This window comes from Johannesbaptistia floridana, assembly GCF_057440575.1.
This window is the reverse complement of the sequence record NZ_JALKVM010000112.1, coordinates 1-21,288: the sequence shown is the minus strand read 5'-3', so window position 1 is coordinate 21,288 and position 21,288 is coordinate 1. Positions and strand designations below refer to the sequence as shown.

Annotated in this window: 18 protein-coding genes, 1 CRISPR repeat array and 1 riboswitch; of the genes, 9 read left to right on the top strand and 9 right to left on the bottom strand. The window is 35.9% G+C overall.

Going from position 1 to position 21,288, the window contains the following annotated elements:
• Nucleotides 1-168: 168 nt before the first annotated feature.
• Together MW688_RS08145 and MW688_RS08140 are read right to left on the bottom strand one after the other, a co-directional pair.
• Nucleotides 169-429 (bottom strand): hypothetical protein, encoded by a 261-nt coding sequence (locus MW688_RS08145; protein WP_486735457.1) that lies wholly within the window; start codon nucleotides 427-429, stop codon nucleotides 169-171.
• A gap of 185 nt (nucleotides 430-614) precedes the next feature.
• Nucleotides 615-1,526, bottom strand: coding sequence for an Hpt domain-containing protein (locus tag MW688_RS08140; RefSeq protein ID WP_486735456.1), 912 nt, complete (start codon nucleotides 1,524-1,526; stop codon nucleotides 615-617).
• Between the two features lie 93 nt (nucleotides 1,527-1,619).
• Here MW688_RS08140 and MW688_RS08135 point away from each other — a divergent pair, with 93 nt between their 5' ends.
• From MW688_RS08135 to MW688_RS08110, 6 genes are all read left to right on the top strand, one after another.
• Entirely contained in the window at nucleotides 1,620-2,228 is a 609-nt protein-coding gene (locus MW688_RS08135) for a DUF3318 domain-containing protein (RefSeq protein ID WP_486735455.1), read from the top strand.
• A 986-nt stretch (nucleotides 2,229-3,214) separates the two neighbouring features.
• Nucleotides 3,215-5,620 (top strand): phosphoketolase family protein, encoded by a 2,406-nt coding sequence (locus MW688_RS08130; protein ID WP_486735454.1) that lies wholly within the window; start codon nucleotides 3,215-3,217, stop codon nucleotides 5,618-5,620.
• Nucleotides 5,621-5,706: 86 nt separating this feature from the next.
• Nucleotides 5,707-8,244 carry a glycogen/starch/alpha-glucan phosphorylase gene (locus MW688_RS08125; RefSeq protein WP_486735453.1) on the top strand — a complete coding sequence of 846 codons (2,538 nt, stop codon included), beginning with the start codon at nucleotides 5,707-5,709 and terminating at the stop codon, nucleotides 8,242-8,244.
• Between the two features lie 240 nt (nucleotides 8,245-8,484).
• The gene (locus tag MW688_RS08120) at nucleotides 8,485-8,781 is read left to right on the top strand and encodes a hypothetical protein (protein WP_486735452.1); all 297 of its coding nucleotides are present in this window, start codon (nucleotides 8,485-8,487) and stop codon (nucleotides 8,779-8,781) included.
• A 233-nt stretch (nucleotides 8,782-9,014) separates the two neighbouring features.
• The gene (locus MW688_RS08115; protein WP_486735451.1) at nucleotides 9,015-9,383 is read left to right on the top strand and encodes a cyclic nucleotide-binding domain-containing protein; all 369 of its coding nucleotides are present in this window, start codon (nucleotides 9,015-9,017) and stop codon (nucleotides 9,381-9,383) included.
• Between the two features lie 35 nt (nucleotides 9,384-9,418).
• On the top strand, nucleotides 9,419-10,642 hold the full coding sequence (locus MW688_RS08110; RefSeq protein WP_486735450.1) for an acetate kinase: 1,224 nt from the start codon (nucleotides 9,419-9,421) through the stop codon (nucleotides 10,640-10,642).
• A gap of 285 nt (nucleotides 10,643-10,927) precedes the next feature.
• A CRISPR array of direct repeats spans nucleotides 10,928-11,977; the repeat unit is 37 nt; unit sequence GTTAAAATCGACTATAATCCCTATGAGGGATTGAAAC.
• Between the two features lie 116 nt (nucleotides 11,978-12,093).
• Here the strand turns inward: MW688_RS08110 and MW688_RS08105 are convergent.
• The 4 genes from MW688_RS08105 to MW688_RS08090 all read right to left on the bottom strand — a co-directional run bounded on the left by MW688_RS08105 (nucleotide 12,094) and on the right by MW688_RS08090 (nucleotide 14,217).
• Complete coding sequence (locus MW688_RS08105) at nucleotides 12,094-12,627, bottom strand: shikimate kinase (protein ID WP_486735449.1); 534 nt, start codon at nucleotides 12,625-12,627, stop codon at nucleotides 12,094-12,096.
• Between the two features lie 105 nt (nucleotides 12,628-12,732).
• Nucleotides 12,733-12,954 (bottom strand): riboflavin synthase subunit alpha, encoded by a 222-nt coding sequence (locus MW688_RS08100; protein ID WP_486735448.1) that lies wholly within the window; start codon nucleotides 12,952-12,954, stop codon nucleotides 12,733-12,735.
• A gap of 32 nt (nucleotides 12,955-12,986) precedes the next feature.
• A riboswitch (Glutamine riboswitch) is annotated at nucleotides 12,987-13,064 on the bottom strand.
• 273 nt (nucleotides 13,065-13,337) lie between these two features.
• Nucleotides 13,338-13,844, bottom strand: coding sequence for a pentapeptide repeat-containing protein (locus MW688_RS08095; protein ID WP_486735447.1), 507 nt, complete (start codon nucleotides 13,842-13,844; stop codon nucleotides 13,338-13,340).
• 58 nt (nucleotides 13,845-13,902) lie between these two features.
• Nucleotides 13,903-14,217, bottom strand: a complete 315-nt coding sequence (locus MW688_RS08090) for a hypothetical protein (RefSeq protein WP_486735446.1) — start codon at nucleotides 14,215-14,217, stop codon at nucleotides 13,903-13,905.
• 125 nt (nucleotides 14,218-14,342) lie between these two features.
• On the opposite strand from MW688_RS08090, the gene MW688_RS08085 reads away from it, so the two are divergent.
• Nucleotides 14,343-14,462, top strand: coding sequence for a photosystem II protein Y (locus MW688_RS08085; protein WP_486735445.1), 120 nt, complete (start codon nucleotides 14,343-14,345; stop codon nucleotides 14,460-14,462).
• Nucleotides 14,463-14,651: 189 nt separating this feature from the next.
• Here the strand turns inward: MW688_RS08085 and MW688_RS08080 are convergent, their stop codons facing one another.
• On the bottom strand, nucleotides 14,652-15,683 hold the full coding sequence (locus MW688_RS08080; RefSeq protein ID WP_486735444.1) for a bifunctional heptose 7-phosphate kinase/heptose 1-phosphate adenyltransferase: 1,032 nt from the start codon (nucleotides 15,681-15,683) through the stop codon (nucleotides 14,652-14,654).
• Nucleotides 15,684-15,833: 150 nt separating this feature from the next.
• Here MW688_RS08080 and MW688_RS08075 point away from each other — a divergent pair, with 150 nt between their 5' ends.
• Nucleotides 15,834-17,093 carry a DNA cytosine methyltransferase gene (locus tag MW688_RS08075; RefSeq protein ID WP_486735443.1) on the top strand — a complete coding sequence of 420 codons (1,260 nt, stop codon included), beginning with the start codon at nucleotides 15,834-15,836 and terminating at the stop codon, nucleotides 17,091-17,093.
• Complete coding sequence (locus tag MW688_RS08070) at nucleotides 17,090-17,887, top strand: endonuclease (RefSeq protein WP_486735442.1); 798 nt, start codon at nucleotides 17,090-17,092, stop codon at nucleotides 17,885-17,887. Before MW688_RS08075 ends, MW688_RS08070 begins: the two co-directional genes overlap by 4 nt.
• A 20-nt stretch (nucleotides 17,888-17,907) precedes the next feature.
• Here the strand turns inward: MW688_RS08070 and MW688_RS08065 are convergent, their stop codons facing one another.
• Both MW688_RS08065 and MW688_RS08060 read right to left on the bottom strand, forming a co-directional pair.
• Nucleotides 17,908-20,523, bottom strand: coding sequence for a P-loop ATPase, Sll1717 family (locus MW688_RS08065; protein WP_486735441.1), 2,616 nt, complete (start codon nucleotides 20,521-20,523; stop codon nucleotides 17,908-17,910).
• Nucleotides 20,520-20,927, bottom strand: a complete 408-nt coding sequence (locus MW688_RS08060) for a HEPN domain-containing protein (RefSeq protein WP_486735440.1) — start codon at nucleotides 20,925-20,927, stop codon at nucleotides 20,520-20,522. The genes MW688_RS08065 and MW688_RS08060 overlap by 4 nt, the downstream gene beginning before the upstream one ends.
• Nucleotides 20,928-21,288: the final 361 nt, after the last annotated feature.

Genomic DNA, 21,288 nt, shown 5'->3' with positions numbered 1-21,288 from the left:
CTTTTGCAAGCCCCCACGATCATCGGTACTCCGATGATCGTGGTGGGATGTTGACATATATCTTTTTTTGTTTTCTACCTTAGTAGACTAAAAAACGCGCTTATAGCAATTTTTAATCAGGTTCAGATCATTTTTTTCTTTTTTTTAGCTTGTTTATTGCCTCAAAGCCTATTCTTTGAGATAATCACGACAGTCAACTGCTTCAGTTGTATTAGCTTTAATTGGATGAATTGTGCATTTGAGACGATAGTCATTAGTAAAGTAGCTACACTCAGAGCAGGGTATATTGTGCATCTGTTTAGCTTGCTTTGCTGTATCCCTGATGGCACTATAAATACTTAATCCTATACTTATTATAAATAGCCAAGCACCGATGAAGCACAGAGGTACAATTATCAGATTGATTATTTCTACAATAAATTTAAACATTGATACAAACATAAAAAAAACAGATGAAGACAATAATGTTAATTTAGAATCTAGACTATTTTTAACGATTACATGAATAATAATAGAGATTAATTTCCCCTTCTAAATTTACCTAATACTTCTTTAAACCTAACACCTCAAATCCACAATTAATTCTATTTTTGCTTCACATTAGTTACTCAGCTTTATTTACTGTTCCCTTGCAATATTTTCACTAGCTGGGATACTTGGTTTTTACTAAATGTTTTTAGTATTATTGAAGCTGCTGTTTGAGGTTCTACGGTTACTAATACTTGAGGTATTTTCGCTTCAGCTAATTTAATTAACGCTTGACTTGGAACTATATTTTCTTCTTCTCCTAAATCGATATAATCCGCTCCTTGTTTTAATTCTTTGATTACTACTGGTGCTAGTAACGAGTAAGGATGTTTAGGATTAGCGATCGCACTTTTTGCCTTTTCTACTAAATCTTGCCATTCTGCTATTCTTGGTGCTGCTTTCTTCAGATTTTCACAAATTTGCTGTAATTCTTCTCTGTTTGTCGGCGTTGGTTTTTGTTTAAATCTTTGCAACATTTTTCTTAACCCTTTGATAATCTCATTGAAACTATCTTGGTTACTTTGAGCTTCTCTTGCTGGGGATGCTGTTTCTGTTTTACTTCCTTTAGATATTTTCAGATGTTGTTGTAGTTCTAAAAATATTGGTTCTGCTTCTTTGACTATTGCTTCCCCTTCATCTTCCTGTAGACCCAAACCACTTTGTAGACGTACTATTAGTCCTTGAAGCACATCAAAAGCATCAAAAAATAAACTCACTAGTTTTTGGTCTACATAAGCTTCCCCGTCTCTTAGTATTTTAAAGGCATCTTCGAGACGATGAGATGTTTTTTGTATACTATTTAAGTTTAGCATTGCTGCACCACCTTTTAGAGAGTGAGCGGCTCTAAATAGTTCATTTATCCTTTCGGATTCATTGACTACAGTGGATAGTTCTAAAATGCCTTTTTCTAAAGTTACTAAATGTTCTTGAGCTTCTTCGATAAAATACCCTAGGATTCTCTCTGATTCACCGACTGCCACAACACTTAACCTCAACATTACCAGTAATTATTTTATTTTAGCATATTTACCAGTCTAGACAAATTTGCCTTAAAATTATAGCCAAATATAGTATATAGAATCATCATTTATATGAATTTGGATCAAGAAATTACTCACCTGTTAGATATCATGCCTGCTTCTGGGCGTATGTTTACCAAAATTGTTAACAAACCACAACAAACCCTCGTTATTGAAGCGCCGACTCCTCTGCCTTGGAATCAAGGGATTCGTCCTATTTACATCAATTTTGACTTATGGCGTTTGCTTTCTCGTGGACAAAGAGATTTACTCTTATTAGCTACTGTATCTAATCTTCTTCTGGTGCGTTGGTTAAAACCTGATATTTACCAAGGGATTACTTTAGTTGGTTTAGCGGGATTAACCACAGAAATAGTGCAGAGTGATCCCTTAGGGATAGTAATTGCTGGGGGATTAACAGCGATTGCCGCTAGTCAGATTTGGCGAAGCAACCGTAGTTTAGCCAAGCAATTAGAAGCAGATCAAAAAGCCCTTGCTATTGCCCAAAGACGTGGTTATACAGAAGTTGATGCTGCTAGACATTTACTTGCTGCCATTGAAATTCTACCCCAACTCGAAAACCGAAATAGTTTAAATTTTACTGATTTAATTCGGTGTCAAAACCTGCGGGTTATTGGCAATCTCTCTCCTGTCGGTGTTCCAGAAAACATTAAAAAGTAATAGATTTATAGCCTTTTTCAGTGTATTGAGAAAGGTTAACCTCATATCTTCCATCTTTACCAAAAGTTACTGATTGTGTTTGAGTAATGAGTAATGAGAATGAGTCTTGAAGTTTTGAAGTTTTGAAGTAATGAGTTAAAGAATTAATGCGATCGCCCTTAAAAATTGGTTTACACTCAAGGCATATTCAGTATTTTTGTTCTCCTGATGCTTTTCTTAAACGAAAGAGAAATGAACATTTTGCCCGCCTATCTGAGGTCACTTTCCTTGTCCCGGATTTTCAATCCGGGAAGTGACCTGAAAATTAGTACATAAGTTCTGGTGGAAGATATGAGTGAAGGGAACTCCCGAACACCGTAACAGAAAATGTACCTCACGTGCTTTGGAATTGCTATCTTTAAAACTTAGCAACCAGAAAACTAATCAACTATCTATACATAAATTATATTATATCTGTTGTTTTTTGTATTTTATTTTGGCAAAACCTTTTATCATCTCATACTTTTGAGTATTAAAAAACAAATTAATAAAATCTTAATATTTTTGTCAAAAGGAAATTGTTTTTCAACAATAATATAATTTTCTTAATCTAATCTTAACCAAAATAACTCATTTGAGCCGGAGAAAAAAAGAACTAGTAAAAGGAAAAAAACAGCTAGGTTCTATAAATAACAATGGGTTCAAGTTTCTGTATATAGCTATACATAAAAAAAAAAAGAAATTTCTGTATAGTTTTAGATAAAATACTTCTTAATGATGCTAAAGTCTAAAACAAGAACAGAAAATAATGGGCAAGGACTTAAAAGTTAAAATGTTCCCCAAGAACATTTACTAAAATAACCAATTAAGTACTTAGCTACCATTAAAGTAAGTCGAAGCTATTTGCTTTTAAAATAAAAGCGAATAGAGAAATAGAAAAAAATAATCAGTTAAACTGAATTATTTTTATAATACCTAAACACAATAAATTCAGGATAGGATTGTATATGGTTCAAGCACCTACACAAGAAACTGCAAACGTTTTAGAACAAGAAGAGTTAAACAAGATACATGCCTATTGGAGAGCTTGTAACTATCTAGCAGTAGGAATGATTTATTTAAAAAGTAATCCCCTACTGAAAGAATCATTAAAATCAGAACATATTAAACAAAGACTTTTAGGACACTGGGGAGCATCTCCTGCCCTTAGCTTCACCTACGTGCATTTAAACCGCCTGATTAAGAAATACGACCTAAACATGATTTTCATGGCAGGTCCAGGTCACGGAGCACCAGGAGTACTAGGTCCTGTATATTTAGAAGGTACGTATTCAGAAATTTATCCAGATAAGAGTGAAGATGAAGAAGGGATGGAGAAATTCTTCAAACAATTCTCCTTCCCAGGACATATAGGTAGTCACGTTACTCCAGAAACACCGGGTTCAATTCACGAAGGTGGAGAATTAGGTTATAGTATTTCCCACGCCTATGGGTCAGTACTAGATAATCCAGATTTAATTACTACTGTAGTAGCAGGAGATGGAGAAGCAGAAACAGGACCTTTAGCCACATCCTGGCACTCCAATAAGTTTATCAACCCAATTCGAGATGGAGCAGTATTACCAATACTCAATCTCAACGGTTATAAAATTGCTAACCCGACTATCTTGTCACGTATTAGCCACGAAGAATTAGAAAACCTGTTCAAAGGCTATGGCTATACTCCATATTTTGTAGAAGGAGGCGATGACATTCCTGGGATGCACCAAAAAATGGCTGCAACCTTAGAAACTTGTGTCAAAGAAATTCGCCGTATTCAAGAAGAAGCAAGAAGTAGCGGTGAAGCTAAGCGTCCTATGTGGCCGATGATTGTCCTGCGTACTCCTAAAGGATGGACAGGTCCTAAAGAAGTAGATGGGCACAAAGTAGAAGGATTCTGGCGTGCTCACCAAGTGCCAATGGGGGCAATGCACAGCAACCAAGAGCATGTGAGACTTTTAGAAGAGTGGATGAAGGGTTATAAACCAGAAGAACTCTTTGACGAAAATGGAACTCTCATTCCAGAATTAAAAGATTTAGCACCAAAAGGACATCGTCGCATGAGTGCTAACCCCACAGCTAATGGTGGTCTAGTACGTAAAGAGTTGAAGATGCCTGACTTCCGCGACTTGGCAGTAGAGGTTTCAGAACCGGGTAAAGTGGAATTTGAAAATACTCGCAAACTAGGGGAATTACTGCGAGAAGTAATGCGCCGCAACACGAATAACTTCCGGCTGTTTGGGCCAGATGAAACTGCATCTAATCGTCTACAAGCCGTTTATGAAGTAACCAAAAAAACTTGGATGGCTGATTTACTTCCAGAAGACGAAGATGGAGGGATATTAGCCCGCGATGGTCGAGTTATGGAAATGCTTTCTGAACACACCCTACAAGGATGGTTAGAGGGATATCTACTAAGTGGACGTCACGGTTTATTCCATACCTACGAAGCCTTCGCCCACGTAGTTGATTCGATGTTTAACCAACACGCCAAATGGTTAGATATATGTAAAAATGACGTGTCCTGGCGTGCCTCAGTATCCTCACTAAATATCTTGTTGTCTTCCCTAGTATGGCGTCAAGACCACAACGGTTTCAGTCACCAGGATCCAGGCTTTATCGATGTAGTAACTAACAAGAGTCCAGATGTAGTTCGTGTCTACCTACCCCCCGATGCGAATTGTGTTCTATCTGTGGGAGATCACTGTTTGCGTAGCAAAGATTACGTCAATGTGATTATCTCAGATAAGCAAAAACATTTACAATATCTGAATATGGAAGATGCAATTAAACATTGCACAAAAGGTATTGGTATCTGGGAATGGGCAAGTAATGACGACCAAGGCGTAGAGGCAGATAAACCCGACGTGATTATGGCTTGTTGTGGTGATATTCCTACTATGGAATCTTTAGCAGCAACAGCAATTATGCGGGAACAATTACCTGAACTGAAGGTTCGCTTTATTAACGTGGTAGACTTATTTAAGTTAGTACCAGAAAGTGAACACCCTCACGGTCTTTCTGATTATGACTTTGATACTCTCTTCACTACCGATAAACCAGTAATTTTTAACTTCCATGGTTATCCCTGGTTGATTCATAAACTAATCTACCGTCGTAGTAATCAAGAAAGATTCCATGTACGCGGATACAAAGAAGAAGGTAACATCAACACTCCCCTAGAATTAGCAATCCGCAACCAAGTAGATCGCTTTAACTTAGTAATTGATGTAATAGACCGCGTGCCTAAATTACGTTCTACAGCAGCTTATGTGAAAGAACGCATGAAAAACGAGATTATCTCCAATCTTAACCATGCCTTTGAACAAGGTATCGATAAACCAGAAATAGTTAACTGGAAATGGCCATTCTAGATTAGCCAACTTGAGAGGGAATGGAAATTAAATTCTATTCCCTTATTTTTTGTCAACATAACCTGCGCAATTATTAATTAAGGAAAATGACTCAATTAACAAATAATCCTATTCAAGTAGAAGATGATCGTACCGGACTTTCGATCATTACCTTACGTAGAGCCTTCGCTGATAATCTCTTCTATATTCAAGGAAAATTTACCGGCATAGCCACTAAAAATGACTACTATATGGCTTTAGCCTATACTGTGAGAGACCGCTTGTTACAGCGTTGGTTGGCTACAAATGAAGTCTATCAAAAACCAGACACTAGAATTGTTTGTTACTTCTCAGCAGAATTTTTACTAGGTCCCCATTTAGCAAATAATTTAATTAATCTAGGTATCTACGATCAAGTACGCCACGCTGTAGAAGATTCAGGCTTGGATTTACAAGAATTGATTCAACAAGAAGAAGAACCCGGTTTAGGTAACGGTGGACTCGGAAGATTAGCCGCCTGTTACTTAGATTCTTTATCTAGTCTAGAAATTCCAGCTATTGGTTACGGGATCCGTTACGAATTCGGAATTTTTGACCAAACTATTCGCGATGGCTGGCAAGTTGAAATTACTGACAAATGGTTAAAATATGGTAACCCGTGGGAAATCGCTCGTCCCGAAGAAGAAGTAACTATAAAACTAGGCGGTCATACTGAACCCTACGTAGATGCTCAGGGTAATTATCGTGTACGTTGGGTACCAAGTCACATAGTTAAGGCTATACCCTACGATACCCCCATTCTCGGCTATCAAGTAAACACTGCTAATACCCTCAGACTCTGGAAAGCAGAAGCACCAGAATCTTTTGATTTCGCAGCTTTTAACCTAGGAGACTACTATGGCGCTGTTGGTCAAAAAGTTTTCTCGGAAAACTTGACTAAAGTACTGTATCCTAACGATGAACAGATACAAGGAAAAGAATTACGTTTAGAACAACAATTTTTCTTTGTTTCTGCCTCTCTACAAGATATGATCCGCACTCATTTATCTACAGGGGCGAGTTTAGAAACTTTTTGTGATAGATATACAGCTCAACTTAATGATACTCATCCTGCTGTGGGTGTAGCTGAGTTAATGCGCCTACTTATCGATGAACATCACCTAAATTGGGACAAAGCCTGGGAAATTACCAACAAAACCTTTAATTATACTAATCATACTCTATTACCAGAAGCTCTAGAAAAATGGCCTATTTCTATCTTTGGTCGGTTGTTACCTCGCCATTTAGAAATTATCTATGAACTAAATCAGCGCTTCTTAGATCAGGTTCGTATTCAATATCCTGGAGATAACGCTAAATTAGCATCCCTATCTTTGATTGATGATAGTGGTGAAAAATATGTCCGTATGGCTAATCTGGCTTCTTTAGGATCTACTTCTATTAATGGAGTTGCTGCCCTCCATACAGAACTACTTAAACTAGGGGTAATTAAAGATATACACGAACTGTGGCCAGAAAAAATTAAAAACGTAACCAACGGAGTAACACCTCGTCGCTGGATTGTACTTACTAATCCTCGCTTGACTAATTTGATTAATCTCAAAATTGGTAAAACCTGGGCTAAAAATTTAGACGAGTTACGAGGTTTAGAGGCTTTTGTCAATGATTCAGATTTTTGTAAAGCTTGGACACAAGTTAAACAAGACATAAAATATGACTTGGCTAAGAAAATCGAAGAGAAAACAGGCATCATCGTCAATCCTAAATCAATGTTTGATGTACAAATCAAACGTATTCACGAATATAAACGCCAACACCTCAATGTTCTCCATATCGTTAGTCTCTATAACCGTCTAAAACAAAATCCCAACCTAGATATTACTCCACGTACCTTTATCTTCGCAGGTAAAGCGGCACCAGGGTACTATATGGCTAAGTTGATTATTAAACTAATTAACTCAGTGGGAGATGTAATAAATAACGATCCCGTGGTAGCTGATCGCCTCAAGGTGGTATTTATGCCAGACTATAATGTGACTAATTCCCAAGTAATCTATCCGGCGGCTGATTTGTCAGAACAAATTTCTACAGCAGGAAAAGAAGCTTCTGGTACTGGTAATATGAAATTGTCCCTCAACGGCGCCTTGACTATAGGCACACTCGATGGTGCTAATGTAGAAATTAGACAAGAAGTGGGTGAAGAGAATTTCTTTTTGTTTGGCTTAACAACCCCGGAAGTTTACCAAACTAAAGCAGAAGGTTACAATCCTTGGGACTATTACAATAATAACCCTCAACTAAAAGAAACTCTTGACCTCATCGGTTCTGGTTTCTTCTCCCAGGGTGATGGTAGTATGTTCCGTCCTTTACTGGATTCTCTACTATACAACGACCAATACATGCTTTTAGCTGACTATCAGTCCTATATAGATTGTCAAGACAAAGTAAGTGAAGCTTACCGCGATCGCCAAAAATGGACAAAAATGTCGATACTCAATGTGGCGCGTATGGGTAAATTCTCCTCAGATCGCTCCATTCAAGAGTACTGTGATACAATCTGGCACGCTAAACCAGTGAAAATTGAACTTCCAGAATACATTCAAGCTAATGCTACCCTAAGTGTAAAATCTAATAATGGTAACTAAGCTACAAATGTCTCTTGTAAAAAAGTAAGTTAGATTTCTTCTTTTGACAATCAAACCTTTTTTACATCTAGTCCATTGATTCACTCCTCTTTTTGATACTTTGTTACCTCTCCACCTCCCTTTTTTAGGGAGGTACAGAAAAAACGTAGAGTGATACATAATAGTGTTAGGTTTAATTGATTTCCTAACACCTCATCTTCAGTTAAAATTAAACTTTTATACATGGAGTTATGTACATCAATGGAAAATAAAAAACCAGAATATGGCTTTACTGAACATTCAGTAATTAGTTTAGTAACAGAAATGCGTGCCTATTTCCGAGATTATCAATCTTATTATTCTATAACCAAAGGTGAATTAATCAGTGAGTTAGATAGAACTGTCGATGAAGCTAAAACTAAAGAATTAGAAGCACAACTAAATGAAGTAAGTCAAAAAATTGCTTATTTTACTGTTTTGAGTGATTCTCTCTCTATTGCTGATACAGTTTTACATACAGAAGCAATGATTGCTGAATTAAGTAGTAAAAAGTCATAACAAGGTTAATTTTTCCCCAAGGGTGAACAAAAATTAAAGGTGGTAACTATCTGCTTAGTCTTGAAGTAAAAAATAATCAGTAACAAGTAGAAAGCAATCATCAGGTAGGCGATCGCCATTTTTCGCCCCTAGAATATGAAAAGCGCAATCTAAAAAAAGTCCCCCGAAATTGCGGGGGATTTAGGGGAAACTCAAACTTCTCCAACAACCTCTAGATTTACCAGGAAAAAACTATGCTAAAACCAACTAAGACTATTGAGTTATTTATAGATAAACTAGAACACAAGACCTTCTCAGCTGGGGAAACTATATTTACTGAAGGAGAACCAGGCAATGTCATGTATGGCATCAACTCAGGACAAATAGAAATAATTGTTAATAACGAAGTAGTAGAAACAATCGAGTCTGGAGATTTATTCGGTGAAGGAGCCTTGGTTCATACAGAACATAAACGTTATTCTACAGCCAAAGCCAAGACAGACTGTCAGTTAGTAGTAATTGACTTAGAAAAGTTTTTATTTCTTGTGCAAGAAACTCCTATGTTTGCTTTAGAGGTGATGCGTAGCTATTCAGATCGCCTAATTAAATTAAAACATAGTTAAAACCTGTAAAACCAACAATACGAAAACAGCATAATATGAAAATTTTAGTACTCAATGCCGGGTCAAGTAGTCAAAAAAGCTGTCTATATGACTTACCATCAGATAGTTTGCCGGAAATGGCACCACATCCTCTCTGGTCAGCTACTATAGATTGGACGGTGATTAGTGGTCAGGGAATATTAAAAGTTAAAGCCTCTGGGGAAAAAGAGGAAATTAAGTTAGAATCAGATGATTTAACTGAAGGGACCGCTCGCACCCTGGAAACTTTGGTGACAGGCCCCACTAAAGTCATTGATAGTCTCTCTGAAATTGATGTAGTAGGACACAGAGTAGTGCATGGTGGAGCAGAATATTCAGAAGCTGTTTTAATTACTCCAGAGGTAAAAGAGGCAATTACTAATTTAATTCCCCTAGCCCCCAGCCATAACCCAGCTCATCTGAAGGGCATTGAGGCCATTACTAAGGTTTTGGGTGATATTCCTCAAGTGGCGGTATTTGACACAGCTTTTCACGCCATGATCCCCGAATTTGCCTCGGTTTATCCCATACCTTATGATTGGTACGAAGCAGGAATCAAACGCTATGGATTTCACGGCACTAGTCACAAGTATTGTGCTCATCGCGCCGCTCAAATTCTGCAAAAGCCTTTAGAATCATTAAAAATTATTACTTGTCATCTGGGTAATGGCGCCTCTTTAGCAGCAATTCAAAACGGAAAATCTATTAACACAACTATGGGTTTTACCCCTCTTGAAGGATTAATGATGGGTAGTCGTAGTGGTTCTATAGATCCAGCAATTTTAATTTATCTCCAAAGAGAACATCAATTTACGGCAGATAAACTTAATCAAATGCTTAATTGTGAATCGGGATTAAAAGGGATCTCTGGGATCTCTTCTGATTTAAGAGCGGTTTTAGCCGCGGTTGAAGAAGGCAACCAAAGAGCAATTTTAGCTTTTGATATGTATATTCATCATCTCAAAGCTAATATAGGTTCTATGTTAGCTAGTTTAGGTGGTTTAGATGTTCTAGTTTTTACCGCAGGAATCGGTGAAAATTCAGACATCGTTCGGGAAAAAACCTGTCAAGGCTGGGATTTTTTAGGTCTCCAATTAGACTTAGCAAAAAATCAACAACGTCCTGAAGATGCTGATATTTCTACCCAAGACTCTCAAGTTCGGATCCTAGTAATTCGTACTGAAGAAGATTGGGCGATCGCTCAAGAAGCCTGGCACTTAAATAAGCTTGGGAGTATTTAAATAACATATCAAGTTTAAGTAACACTTAGATGCGATTAAAATAATATATTCTAAGTTTTGCGCCCCAGGGTAGGTGTAGAATTAACAATAAAACAAAAAAAGCCTAAAACTCTTTACCTGTGCGATTTTGAACAGATTAAATAGTTTAAAGCGGGGGCGCACTTTATACAGTAGGCATTTCAGAGATTTTGTGCTAATATACAGAAAAGCCATAAAGCTAATTCACAAGGCTAGGCGCAATTGAACCTTGAAAACTAGATAGTGAGCTATTTTCACAGAACTGCTGTTAAAATCGACTATAATCCCTATGAGGGATTGAAACAGAGCTATAATCAGTACTCTACCAGGAATACAAACGTTAAAATCGACTATAATCCCTATGAGGGATTGAAACTCCCAATTACCCCCAGTTAAATAGTCAACTATCATGTTAAAATCGACTATAATCCCTATGAGGGATTGAAACTTCTAAATTATCGGCAGATAGCATAATGTCCCAAGTTAAAATCGACTATAATCCCTATGAGGGATTGAAACAAATAAAATAGATGAGCAACAATATATAAATCTTTGTTAAAATCGACTATAATCCCTATGAGGGATTGAAACTTCTAAGATATAATAACCAGGTTCAACGAATACAGGTTAAAATCGACTATAATCCCTATGAGGGATTGAAACAAAAAAGAGTGTGGAGATTTAATATTAGATAAAAAGTGTTAAAATCGACTATAATCCCTATGAGGGATTGAAACTTATTAACAGGCGGAGCTATTTTTATTTCTTTGACGTTAAAATCGACTATAATCCCTATGAGGGATTGAAACGTATTAACAACATCTGATATAATCGAGGGGAGTAAGTTAAAATCGACTATAATCCCTATGAGGGATTGAAACGACTCTGCAATTGATGCTGATTTATCGGCTATCGGTTAAAATCGACTATAATCCCTATGAGGGATTGAAACTATGAAGAAGCGCATGAATGGGTAGTTAAAAAAGTTAGTTAAAATCGACTATAATCCCTATGAGGGATTGAAACGATATAACTTGTCCTACTAGCATAAACTCTACTAGAAGTTAAAATCGACTATAATCCCTATGAGGGATTGAAACTTACTTTGGTAGATGCTGGTAATGGCAAAATTAAGTTAAAATCGACTATAATCCCTATGAGGGATTGAAACATTGAATAGACGGTTGACAGTCGCCACGCCTAACCCTGTTAAAATCGACTATAATCCCTATGAGGGATTGAAACTTATTGTCTCTATAGTCCCTGGGTATGAAGCATCTGTTAAAATCGACTATAATCCCTATGAGGGATTGAAACTACTAGATGTTTTCCAATCTAATATTTTTATTTTATATGTTATTAAACGGGTGTTGCTCGATGAAGTTTGCTCAAGCCAGAATAGGGGCTATTTCTAGATTGAAACTTTCCTAGTTTTATTTTAAAACTGTGGGGATCTGCTCTAAAATCGAATTAGCAATTATTTCAGGATTTTGTTCAGAGGCGGTATCAATAACTAAATCCGCTTGGGAATAAAAATTACGTCTTTGTTGACTAAGATTAGTTAACTTATCCAATAAATTACCTTCTTTTAATAAGGGTCTAGTTTTATTGCTAATTAGACGTTGATAGAGTATTTCTACAGGGGTATTTAACCAAATAACTAAACCATGGCGTAAGTAACTCCAATTTTTCGGTTTAAGTACAATTCCACCACCAGTAGCAATTACTGCTCTAGTATAAGCACATAATTGTTCAAGAATTTGAGTTTCTAATTGGCGAAATGTTGCTTCCCCTTCTTGGGCAAAAATTTCGTTGATACTGCTTTGAGTAACTTTTTCTACTAATAAATCAGTATCAAAAAAACGATACTCTATTTTAGAAGCAAGACACTTACCTATTGTGGTTTTACCTGATCCCATCATGCCAACGAGGTATATATTCATTCCTTTGAGGCGATCGCTTTCCATAATCAGTTTTCTTTTGCGTTAACTAACTCTTAACTTTAACAAAAATAAGGATTCCTTACTTATCGTAAAGAATCCCTATATCAAAGGTTAAGAAAATTTTTTCAGTTACTGTGTTTTTGATACTGACAACCCTCTCAACCTTTCTAAGAGCAAAGGAAACGCTACAATTATAACTTTTAAAAGCCAAGGAGCAAAAAACAAAGTTAACAAGGCACAAACTATAGCTATTAAACCCATACTTGCTTGAAACACTTCTTCTTTTGTATTTACACTTGCCCAGGCGGCTACTGTAGCGATTACTAAACTTAAAAGTGATGGCATAATCATCTGAAACTCACCCTCTTCCAATTGTTGGTTTAAGTGCGTTCCTTCGGTTTTGTTACCTACTTCCGTCTCTCCCTTAATCTTTATATAGATTTAAAGGTGAGATGAACGTTATTTCTTGTTAATGAAGTATTCCCCTGAAAAGGGTGTAAAACTTAGTGCTTTTAGTTGAACCTTAGTTCTGGAAACCTAACATTTTTGTTGCTTGGTTAAGCATTAATTAAAATACTTCTTTATGCGTATATCATCTTAATCTATGACTAAACTCAAAAGTTGTCAAGAGTCTTAGTCATGAGCTGATAACATAATCTTCTCATCTCAAATTTGACTCTATTTTTGGATTGAAGACAGTGGGGAGTTTTTTTATGTGTTATTTAAAGAGATTTCTAGAATTGAGAACATAATAAACTATCTCTAGTGGATACTCCTGTGATGGGATTGACTCCCTCTGCGCGTTTACATAACAAGGAAACTTGATAGAGATCGAGAATACTTCCAGAAAAATCTGCCCCAGTGATTTTGGTATCAAAAAAACGACTACCAGAGGCGATCGCATCTACAAAGATAGCATTAGTTAAGTCAGCACCATCAAATGTTACTCTATCTGCTAAGGAGTTGCTCAAATTAGCCCCTTTCAAATTAGCATTTAATAGTACTCCTTTCGTTAATATACTACTTGCTAAATTAGCTCCAGAAAAATTAGCCCGACGCATATCTGCATCGGCAAAAACACCGCCTTGTAAATCTTGTTGAGAAAAATCTCGGTTGCGTAAATCTGTACTAGTATAATTGACTGTTTTAGATTGAGCTAAAGCAGTAGGTATACTAGTTAAAACAATTAACAGTAGGGCTAAAAATAAAATAATTGTGCCTTGGATGATAGGTTTAAGCATTATTGATTTCATGTCTCTTGAATTAATAATTTATATTTTAATTGGTGGGTTTGCTGATTCAAAGATTGATGTTTCTCTTCAACCATAGTTTATCTAGGGATTGGATAGTTTCAAATAGACTTGGAGACTTTAGGGTAGCTATAGCGCCAATTGTACCTGATGTGACTACAGTTAAAGTTATAACTATTCCCCACACAAACCCTCGATAAAATGGAGATATGTGCGTTTCAGATATTTCTAGTTGAGAATCTTGCTTTGATGGCATTTTCAACCTCTCAATCTCTCTGTTACTAATTTTTTCTAAAATTATTCTATCTTTTTTCCTAGTTTCACATCTTCCACCAGTACTTATGTACCAAATTATTGTGGTCATCCGTTCCGCTACTAATTTTTTTGCTCATGATACTTGTCAATAGAACAAAAGTATGAAAAAATAAGAATAGTTAATAAACTTTAACAAAAAAACATACTTATCTAATTAGAAGAGGAAGTGTAAAAATGGACTGGCGAATTGTGTTAGTTCTTGCTCCGGTAATAATTGCAGGTAGTTGGGCACTTATAAACATTGGTGCTGCTGCGTTGAATCAAGCTCAAGAATTTCTCAGTAAAGAGAGCTAGTTTTAATTTTTCAAGAGGGAGAATCAATTTTTACTATATCTCTATAAAGTTTTAAAGTTATATGAGATAGATAAAATACTCCCAATCCCATTCAATACTAATAAACTTATTGAGCGCTAGGTTATAAATAAACCAGCGCTGTTTTTTTTATCTTATGTTATGTAACTAATTAAACAGATTTGACATAACTCATAAATCAAGATTAATCAAAGCTTCTTTCATGGCAGAAATATTAGTTGTAGCGGTACCAAATTGACGCACCACAATACTAGCAGCTAAATTGCCCAAAACAGCAGCTTCCCAGAAAGAGGCACCGGAGGCCAAAGCTAGAGTTAAAGCAGCAACTACTGTATCTCCAGCACCAGTGACATCAAATACATCTGTACGATTAAAGGCAGGAATATGAGCAGTTTCTATGCCTGTAGGGGTTTTTTCAAATAAACTCATCCCCTCGTCACCTCTAGTTATGAGTATTTGTGAAGCTTGTGTTAGTTTAAGTAGATCCACTCCGGCTTGGTGTAAAGAGGTAGAATCAACAATAGGATAGCCAACGGCTTGCTCTGCTTCAGGAAGATTAGGAGTAAATAGGGTAGCATTTTGATAGCGGGCTAAATTTTTTTGAGTATCGACAATTACCAGAGAGTGTTGTAAACAGGCTTGAATGACTCTAGGAGTAAAAACACCATCACCATAGTCAGAACAAACGATCGCCTTAACAGTGGTACTATTTTGAGTAATAAACTCTGCTAAAGCGATTTGTACATCTAGATTCGGTAATTCATCTGATTTACGGTCTACTCTAACAATTTGCTGGGTTACCGATTGACGAGAATGTCCGGCTATGCGAGTTTTAGTTACGGTGGGGCGATTAGCGACAGAAATGACTCCACTAATATCTATACCAGCTTTGGTAAATAAATTACAGAGAGCCTCACCCTGACTATCTTCACCCACAATGCCCACAACTTTAACTAAAGCTCCTAGTTTTGCCAAATTATAAACAGCATTAGCACCTCCTCCGGGAATCTGTCGCGTTTCCTCATGACGAAGAATCAAAACTGGTGCTTCCCGAGAAATTCTTTCTACCTCTCCTGTAGTAAATTCATCAAGAGTTAAATCACCAATTACCAAAATTGTTTGATTTTGAAACTTATCTAGCAGTTCGAGGAGTCTAGGGGTAGAATCAGCTAGGAGAGTGGAAAAACTAGGAGTTGTGGACATAGTGATGATAGATAAAGTCTTAAAAAAGACGGGATCAAAAGGGGAGTTAGAGTATTTAAACGATTGTAACCGTATTTTATCAGTTAAGTCACCTCTTCCCTAGCAATACAGCTAAATGTTATATTACTATTTTATCTTTAGTGTTTTTCGATGAAAAGACCAGTTGCTATAGATTTATTTTCTGGGTGTGGGGGGATGTCCTTAGGATTGGAAGCCTCAGGCTTTGATATTGCTGCTGCTGTCGAATATGATCCAATCCACACCCTAGTACACCATTTCAATTTTCCCTATGGAGCAAGTATTTGTAAAGACATTTCATTACTAAACCCTTCTGAATTACTTCAAGTCTTAAAAAATAAGGGATATTCAAGGGGAGTAGATTTAATAGCTGGTGGTCCTCCATGTCAAGGCTTTTCTCATATAGGTAAAAGGCAGTTAGATGATCCTCGCAATTCACTTGTATTTGAATATGTTCGGATGATTAAAAATATCAAGCCGAAATATTTTATTTTTGAAAATGTACCAGGAATAACATCAGGAAAACATAAACAGTTTCTTGAAGAGTTGGTGATAGAGTTAGAAAAACTGGGATATAACATAGAAAAACCCATAAAAATTCTTGATGCTTCTCTGTATGGCGCACCTCAGAAAAGAAAAAGACTCATTATGATTGGCTCAAGAAATGATGTTAAGATGGCTAAATATCCAAATCCTATATACCAAGAAAATGAATTAACTGACATACCTTCTGTTATTCAAGCAATAGGAGACTTAGAGAAACATAAAGCGTTTATAGGTGATGATCCCGGAATTGATGAAAATCTCTTAGACTACTCTGAGTTTAGAGAGAGTTATTCATTGGATACAAAAGGAAAATATGCTCTTTGTCATAAAAGAAACATAGAGCGGGTTGTATATGGGCACATTGGTTCAAACCATACCGCCAAATCTATTCGTAGATTTAAACAAACACCTCCAGGTACAGTTGAAAAAATTAGCCGTTTTTTCAAATTAGCCGCCGATGGCCAGTGTAACACTTTGAGAGCTGGTACAGCTAGTAGTAGAGGTGCTTATACAGCACCAAGACCTATCCATTACTCTATTCCCAGATGTATAACAGTAAGAGAGGCGGCGAGACTCCATACTTTTCCAGACTGGTTTAGATTTCATAATACTATTTGGCATGGCTTTCGAGAAATAGGAAATGCTGTTATTCCTTTTTTAGCAAAATCAATTGGGGATCAAATTATCCAAGGGATGAATATCAATACCAGTAAACTTGATATTTACGACTTGAAAAATGATCAATACGAGTTGTTGAATTTTAATATGGAAAAAGCATCTAAATATTGGGATGTTCCAAATGACGTAATTCCCAAAAGAAAAAGACTCAAAAAGGATGCAGCATGAGTAAGTACGACAAAGTTATAGAAAGAGTATTTTTCAATAACTATACTGAAGGAGCTGTAAAAATTCTATTTGACAGACAGGAGTTAGCTATAGCTTGTGAACAGCTAGGATTTGAGAGAATTAAAAATCTTGGTGATATTATCTATAAATATCGATTTCGTCATGAATTGCCAGAAAGTATTAAAGAGAAATCTTTACCAAATTCAGAGTGGATAATTACTGGGACTGGCACTGGGACTTACGCTTTTAGTCAAGCATCACCAGGAAAAATAAAACCAACTAATAATCGACTAAGAATAAAAATTCTTGATGCTACGCCTGAAATAGTTAAACGCTATGCTCCCGGAACTGATGAACAAGCTCTACTAACCAAGGTTAGATATAATCGTCTTATAGATATCTTTCTAGGGCTTACTTGTTATTCGATTCAGAATCATTTGCGTACAAATGTCAAAGAAATTGGGCAAATTGAAATTGATGAGATCTATTTAGGTGTGAATAAAAAAGGAGCACATTTTGTTATTCCTTGTCAAGCAAAATCTCCAGGAGATAAATTTGGAATTGTTCAAGTTATGCAAGACATAGAGTTTTGTAGATTAAGATATCCTAAGGCAATATGTAAATCTATCGCCTTACAATTTATATCGGAAAACGATGTTGCTGTTTTGGAGTTAGCAGTAGATAAAAGCAATAATATGTTTAAATTATTAGTTGTGGATGAACGCCACTATACCTTAGTAGGAAGGTATGACATTTCTGATGAGGAAATTAATTTAATCAATATACAAGAATAAGATACTGGTGCAAGCCCTAGCTAAGCCTGTCCTTTACGAGTCATTCCAATTCCTAAGCGATATAAATCTGGTACTTTATATCTTTTGACATTATCCTCTGTACCTTCATAAATTGATAACAGTCCTACTTCTAATCCTAAATCTAAAATCTCAGGGGAAATTTTGATTTCATCTGGTTGAAAAGGAGAACGTCCCAACATTTTAAGTTGAGTAATTAATTCTTTTAATTCGGGAAATTCTTCTTGAACTAGTGCGTCTAGAGATTGTTGAGAAACTTTCTCTAAAGAAGAATTTAAAGCTCTTGGACGAATGATTGTTTTATTATACATATTACGTTTTTGTTCTTGAATTTCCCATTCTTTTGCTTCAGAAAATAACTGTAGTAAAGCACGAGGACTTCGATTATTGCTTCCGTCTGCTAAGCGATTCCAGACCCAATTACGAGTAAAAGCTGACTTTCCTCCTTTCATTCTTTCACCTACTAAAATATTCCAAATTTGTAGAATTTGCTCAGGTAATAAATAATCAGAACTACTTAAAACACTTAATAGAGATGAAGAAGTTTGATCAACAAGATTTTGAAATTTTTCTGAGCGTAATGCTTGTTTAATTGCAACTTTTAAAAAATCCGGTTGATTAGACCATTGTAGGGTAACCGAACGACCAAAAAAATGGCTTTTATTTTCAAATTGTAAATTTTTCCAAATGTCTTCCCTTAACATCACTTTAAATCTAAGGGATTTTAAATTATCACCAATATCTATAACTAAAGATAATAAACCTTCAATAGATTTTTTACGTCTAGAACGGTCTTCAGTACTATTACCAAAACCTGTATCCAAACCATCGAAAAGTAATATAGTATCTGAAGAAAATTGTTGATCTAATCGTAATAACCAATCTCTAACTATTAATCCTAGTTGTGGACGACGGAGAGTTTCTTGGAGATATTTTATTAAATTTAATTCTCTAGTATAGTCTCCTGTTAAATCACCTAAACTTTCATCAGGTAAAACTTTTTTATCCCTTTGAGAAAAATAACAAGATAGGCAAACTTGTAACATCCAAAACTCGCGCCAAGTAACTTGATTTTTTTGCAGAGTTGTTTGAATGTTCTTAAAACCATCAGAGCTAATAACCCAATAATTATCTTTTTTTAAAGGACTAGGGGACATAACTACTATAGATTTCTCTGGATTTTCTTCAGTTAATCTTCTAAAAATAGCAGTTTTCCCGGTACCCTTGCGTCCTAATACTAGAGGTGTTTGAGGCTTTAAAGCCTCATCTACTAATCCAGTAGCAACAAAAGTTTCAGAAAAGTTATCTTGAAACTCGGTTGTACCCGCGGAAAATTCTAACTCAGAGAGAATATCTTGTTTTGATTCACCAAGATTAATTGGTTTCAAAGTTTGTTCCCGACGAGTAGGTAAAAATAGCTCTATCCATTCGGCTACTGGTTCAAAATCACGCCACACATCTGGATTAGTTAAAACGCGATCGCTGGTAGCAATTGTTTCAAGATAAGGAATAAAATGAGTTATCTCCGATTCAATAATAGGATTATTTCGATTAGGAATTATTGATAACCAATTACTAATCCATTCTAAAGAACGGTGTTGGTATTTTTCGATAACTTCTGGAGCTTTACTTGCTGGAATAGGTGAGACTAAAAAACGGGGTTCAGGAGTTAATTGATGTTCCTGTCGTTTATTCTTTGATGCTAACAAAGCTTTAATCAGAGCGGATGTCCCCTCTTCTGTTTGGGGGTGAGGAAAAAATACAATAACCGCTAAATCTGCTAAATCAAATAGTAACGGTGCATTTAAATTAGTTATTCCAGTTCTCGCATCTAAAAGAATTACATCCGGTTTAAAAGTTAAATCGTAACTAAGAATATCAATTAATTGTCTTAAAGGATTTCTCTCTTCTCGATACCAGGCAGAAACATCAAGAAAATTAAGTAATTTAGCATAGTTAGCATTGGGTTTACCAGCACTTAAACAGTAAAGTTCTTCTGTTTCAGAAACTCTCATAATGTTTTCTTGAACATTAGGAATTTCACCTTGGTCTAATTCTAGTAATAATGATAATAAACCAGCACCTTCTTTTACTTCGTTTTGTTTCCCAAATAAAGCTGGTAAACCGGGAGCTTCTAAATCCATATCAACACATAATACAGTAAATCTTTTACTAGCTAAAATACGAGCAGTATATGCTAATGCAGTGGAACGACCAACTCCTCCTCTATGAGAATAAAAAGTTGTAATAATGGGGGTTTTTAAATCTTCATCTAAATCTGAAGGAAAATTAATTTGTTGAGGAATATTTTTACTTCTATCTAAAGCTTGCGGCCATAATGGTAAATTAGTTAAATCCGAGTCTATGGCTAATGTGCCTGCCCATTCTCTTTCTTCAGGTGTCATTAGTTCTAAAGATTCAACGGATAAGTTTTCTAATCCTTTTAAAACTATTTTTTGTCTTTGCTGGTAAGATTGACCGCTGAATTCTGGAGAAATTACTATGATGTGCCAGCTATCTGAAATGTCTGGTTGTACTCGTAGATTATGATCATCAATTGTCAAGTTGGAAGAGATTAAATTATTACGAATAATGCTTTTAATTTCAGATTGATTCATTTTCTTTTCCTATAACGTTTAGTTTGGTTTTGTATCCACCCAGTTAAATTTTTTGCTCCTTTAATCAGTTCTTCTGTTGTCAATGTACTATTTAGTTGATTTGTGTAACGTAAGTCTGTTGACCATTGTTCTAGAAAAAAAGCTTTGCTACCATCATTATCTCTTAAATCAGAAAGACTAAATTGTGATTGTTTCCATAAGGCTTTCAAATTATGACCTTCACTGCCATATTTGGGAAAACCCTTATTTTGTTTTTGTAAAAAAGCTTTAAGACTACACTCTATAGCATAACCAGCTAAATATACAGCTCCTACAGAATTCGGTAAGTGTTTATTAATCATTTTTGCTTCTGCTCCTCTTGCTCTAGCCACTGCTAACCATTCATCGGGTGTACTCGGATTCATGCTTAGGCACTTAATATTCTGTATAGATTGATAAATTTTTATTATATAGCAGTGCTCGTTATAGTGTTAACTATATTTACATAAACTTTTCCCCCCAAACTCATATCTTCCACCAGAACTTATGTACTAATTTTTTAGGAAAAATGTTCTTTATGGTTAATTCTCTATAATCTTTGTCTCCTAGAGGTTTAACATCAATTCTCTTACTCATTACTCCTTACTCCTTACTCATTACTCAACCCCAACCAGTAGCTTTTGCTAAAGGTGGAAGATCTGATCCAAACCCCCCTTATTAAGCTATCCTTTATAAACATCTTTCTTAACATAAAACTTGACAAAAGCCGCAACTTGTGGGTTTGTG

Bases quoted from the DNA above. Each gene is read 5' to 3' on its own strand.
- MW688_RS08145 (WP_486735457.1), bottom strand. From the start codon at position 429: ATGTTTAAATTTATTGTAGAAATAATCAATCTGATAATTGTACCTCTG.
- MW688_RS08140 (WP_486735456.1), bottom strand. From the start codon at position 1,526: ATGTTGAGGTTAAGTGTTGTGGCAGTCGGTGAATCAGAGAGAATCCTA.
- MW688_RS08135 (WP_486735455.1), top strand. From the start codon at position 1,620: ATGAATTTGGATCAAGAAATTACTCACCTGTTAGATATCATGCCTGCT.
- MW688_RS08130 (WP_486735454.1), top strand. From the start codon at position 3,215: ATGGTTCAAGCACCTACACAAGAAACTGCAAACGTTTTAGAACAAGAA.
- MW688_RS08125 (WP_486735453.1), top strand. From the start codon at position 5,707: ATGACTCAATTAACAAATAATCCTATTCAAGTAGAAGATGATCGTACC.
- MW688_RS08120 (WP_486735452.1), top strand. From the start codon at position 8,485: ATGGAAAATAAAAAACCAGAATATGGCTTTACTGAACATTCAGTAATT.
- MW688_RS08115 (WP_486735451.1), top strand. From the start codon at position 9,015: ATGCTAAAACCAACTAAGACTATTGAGTTATTTATAGATAAACTAGAA.
- MW688_RS08110 (WP_486735450.1), top strand. From the start codon at position 9,419: ATGAAAATTTTAGTACTCAATGCCGGGTCAAGTAGTCAAAAAAGCTGT.
- MW688_RS08105 (WP_486735449.1), bottom strand. From the start codon at position 12,627: ATGGAAAGCGATCGCCTCAAAGGAATGAATATATACCTCGTTGGCATG.
- MW688_RS08100 (WP_486735448.1), bottom strand. From the start codon at position 12,954: ATGATTATGCCATCACTTTTAAGTTTAGTAATCGCTACAGTAGCCGCC.
- MW688_RS08095 (WP_486735447.1), bottom strand. From the start codon at position 13,844: ATGCTTAAACCTATCATCCAAGGCACAATTATTTTATTTTTAGCCCTA.
- MW688_RS08090 (WP_486735446.1), bottom strand. From the start codon at position 14,217: ATGACCACAATAATTTGGTACATAAGTACTGGTGGAAGATGTGAAACT.
- MW688_RS08085 (WP_486735445.1), top strand. From the start codon at position 14,343: ATGGACTGGCGAATTGTGTTAGTTCTTGCTCCGGTAATAATTGCAGGT.
- MW688_RS08080 (WP_486735444.1), bottom strand. From the start codon at position 15,683: ATGTCCACAACTCCTAGTTTTTCCACTCTCCTAGCTGATTCTACCCCT.
- MW688_RS08075 (WP_486735443.1), top strand. From the start codon at position 15,834: ATGAAAAGACCAGTTGCTATAGATTTATTTTCTGGGTGTGGGGGGATG.
- MW688_RS08070 (WP_486735442.1), top strand. From the start codon at position 17,090: ATGAGTAAGTACGACAAAGTTATAGAAAGAGTATTTTTCAATAACTAT.
- MW688_RS08065 (WP_486735441.1), bottom strand. From the start codon at position 20,523: ATGAATCAATCTGAAATTAAAAGCATTATTCGTAATAATTTAATCTCT.
- MW688_RS08060 (WP_486735440.1), bottom strand. From the start codon at position 20,927: ATGAATCCGAGTACACCCGATGAATGGTTAGCAGTGGCTAGAGCAAGA.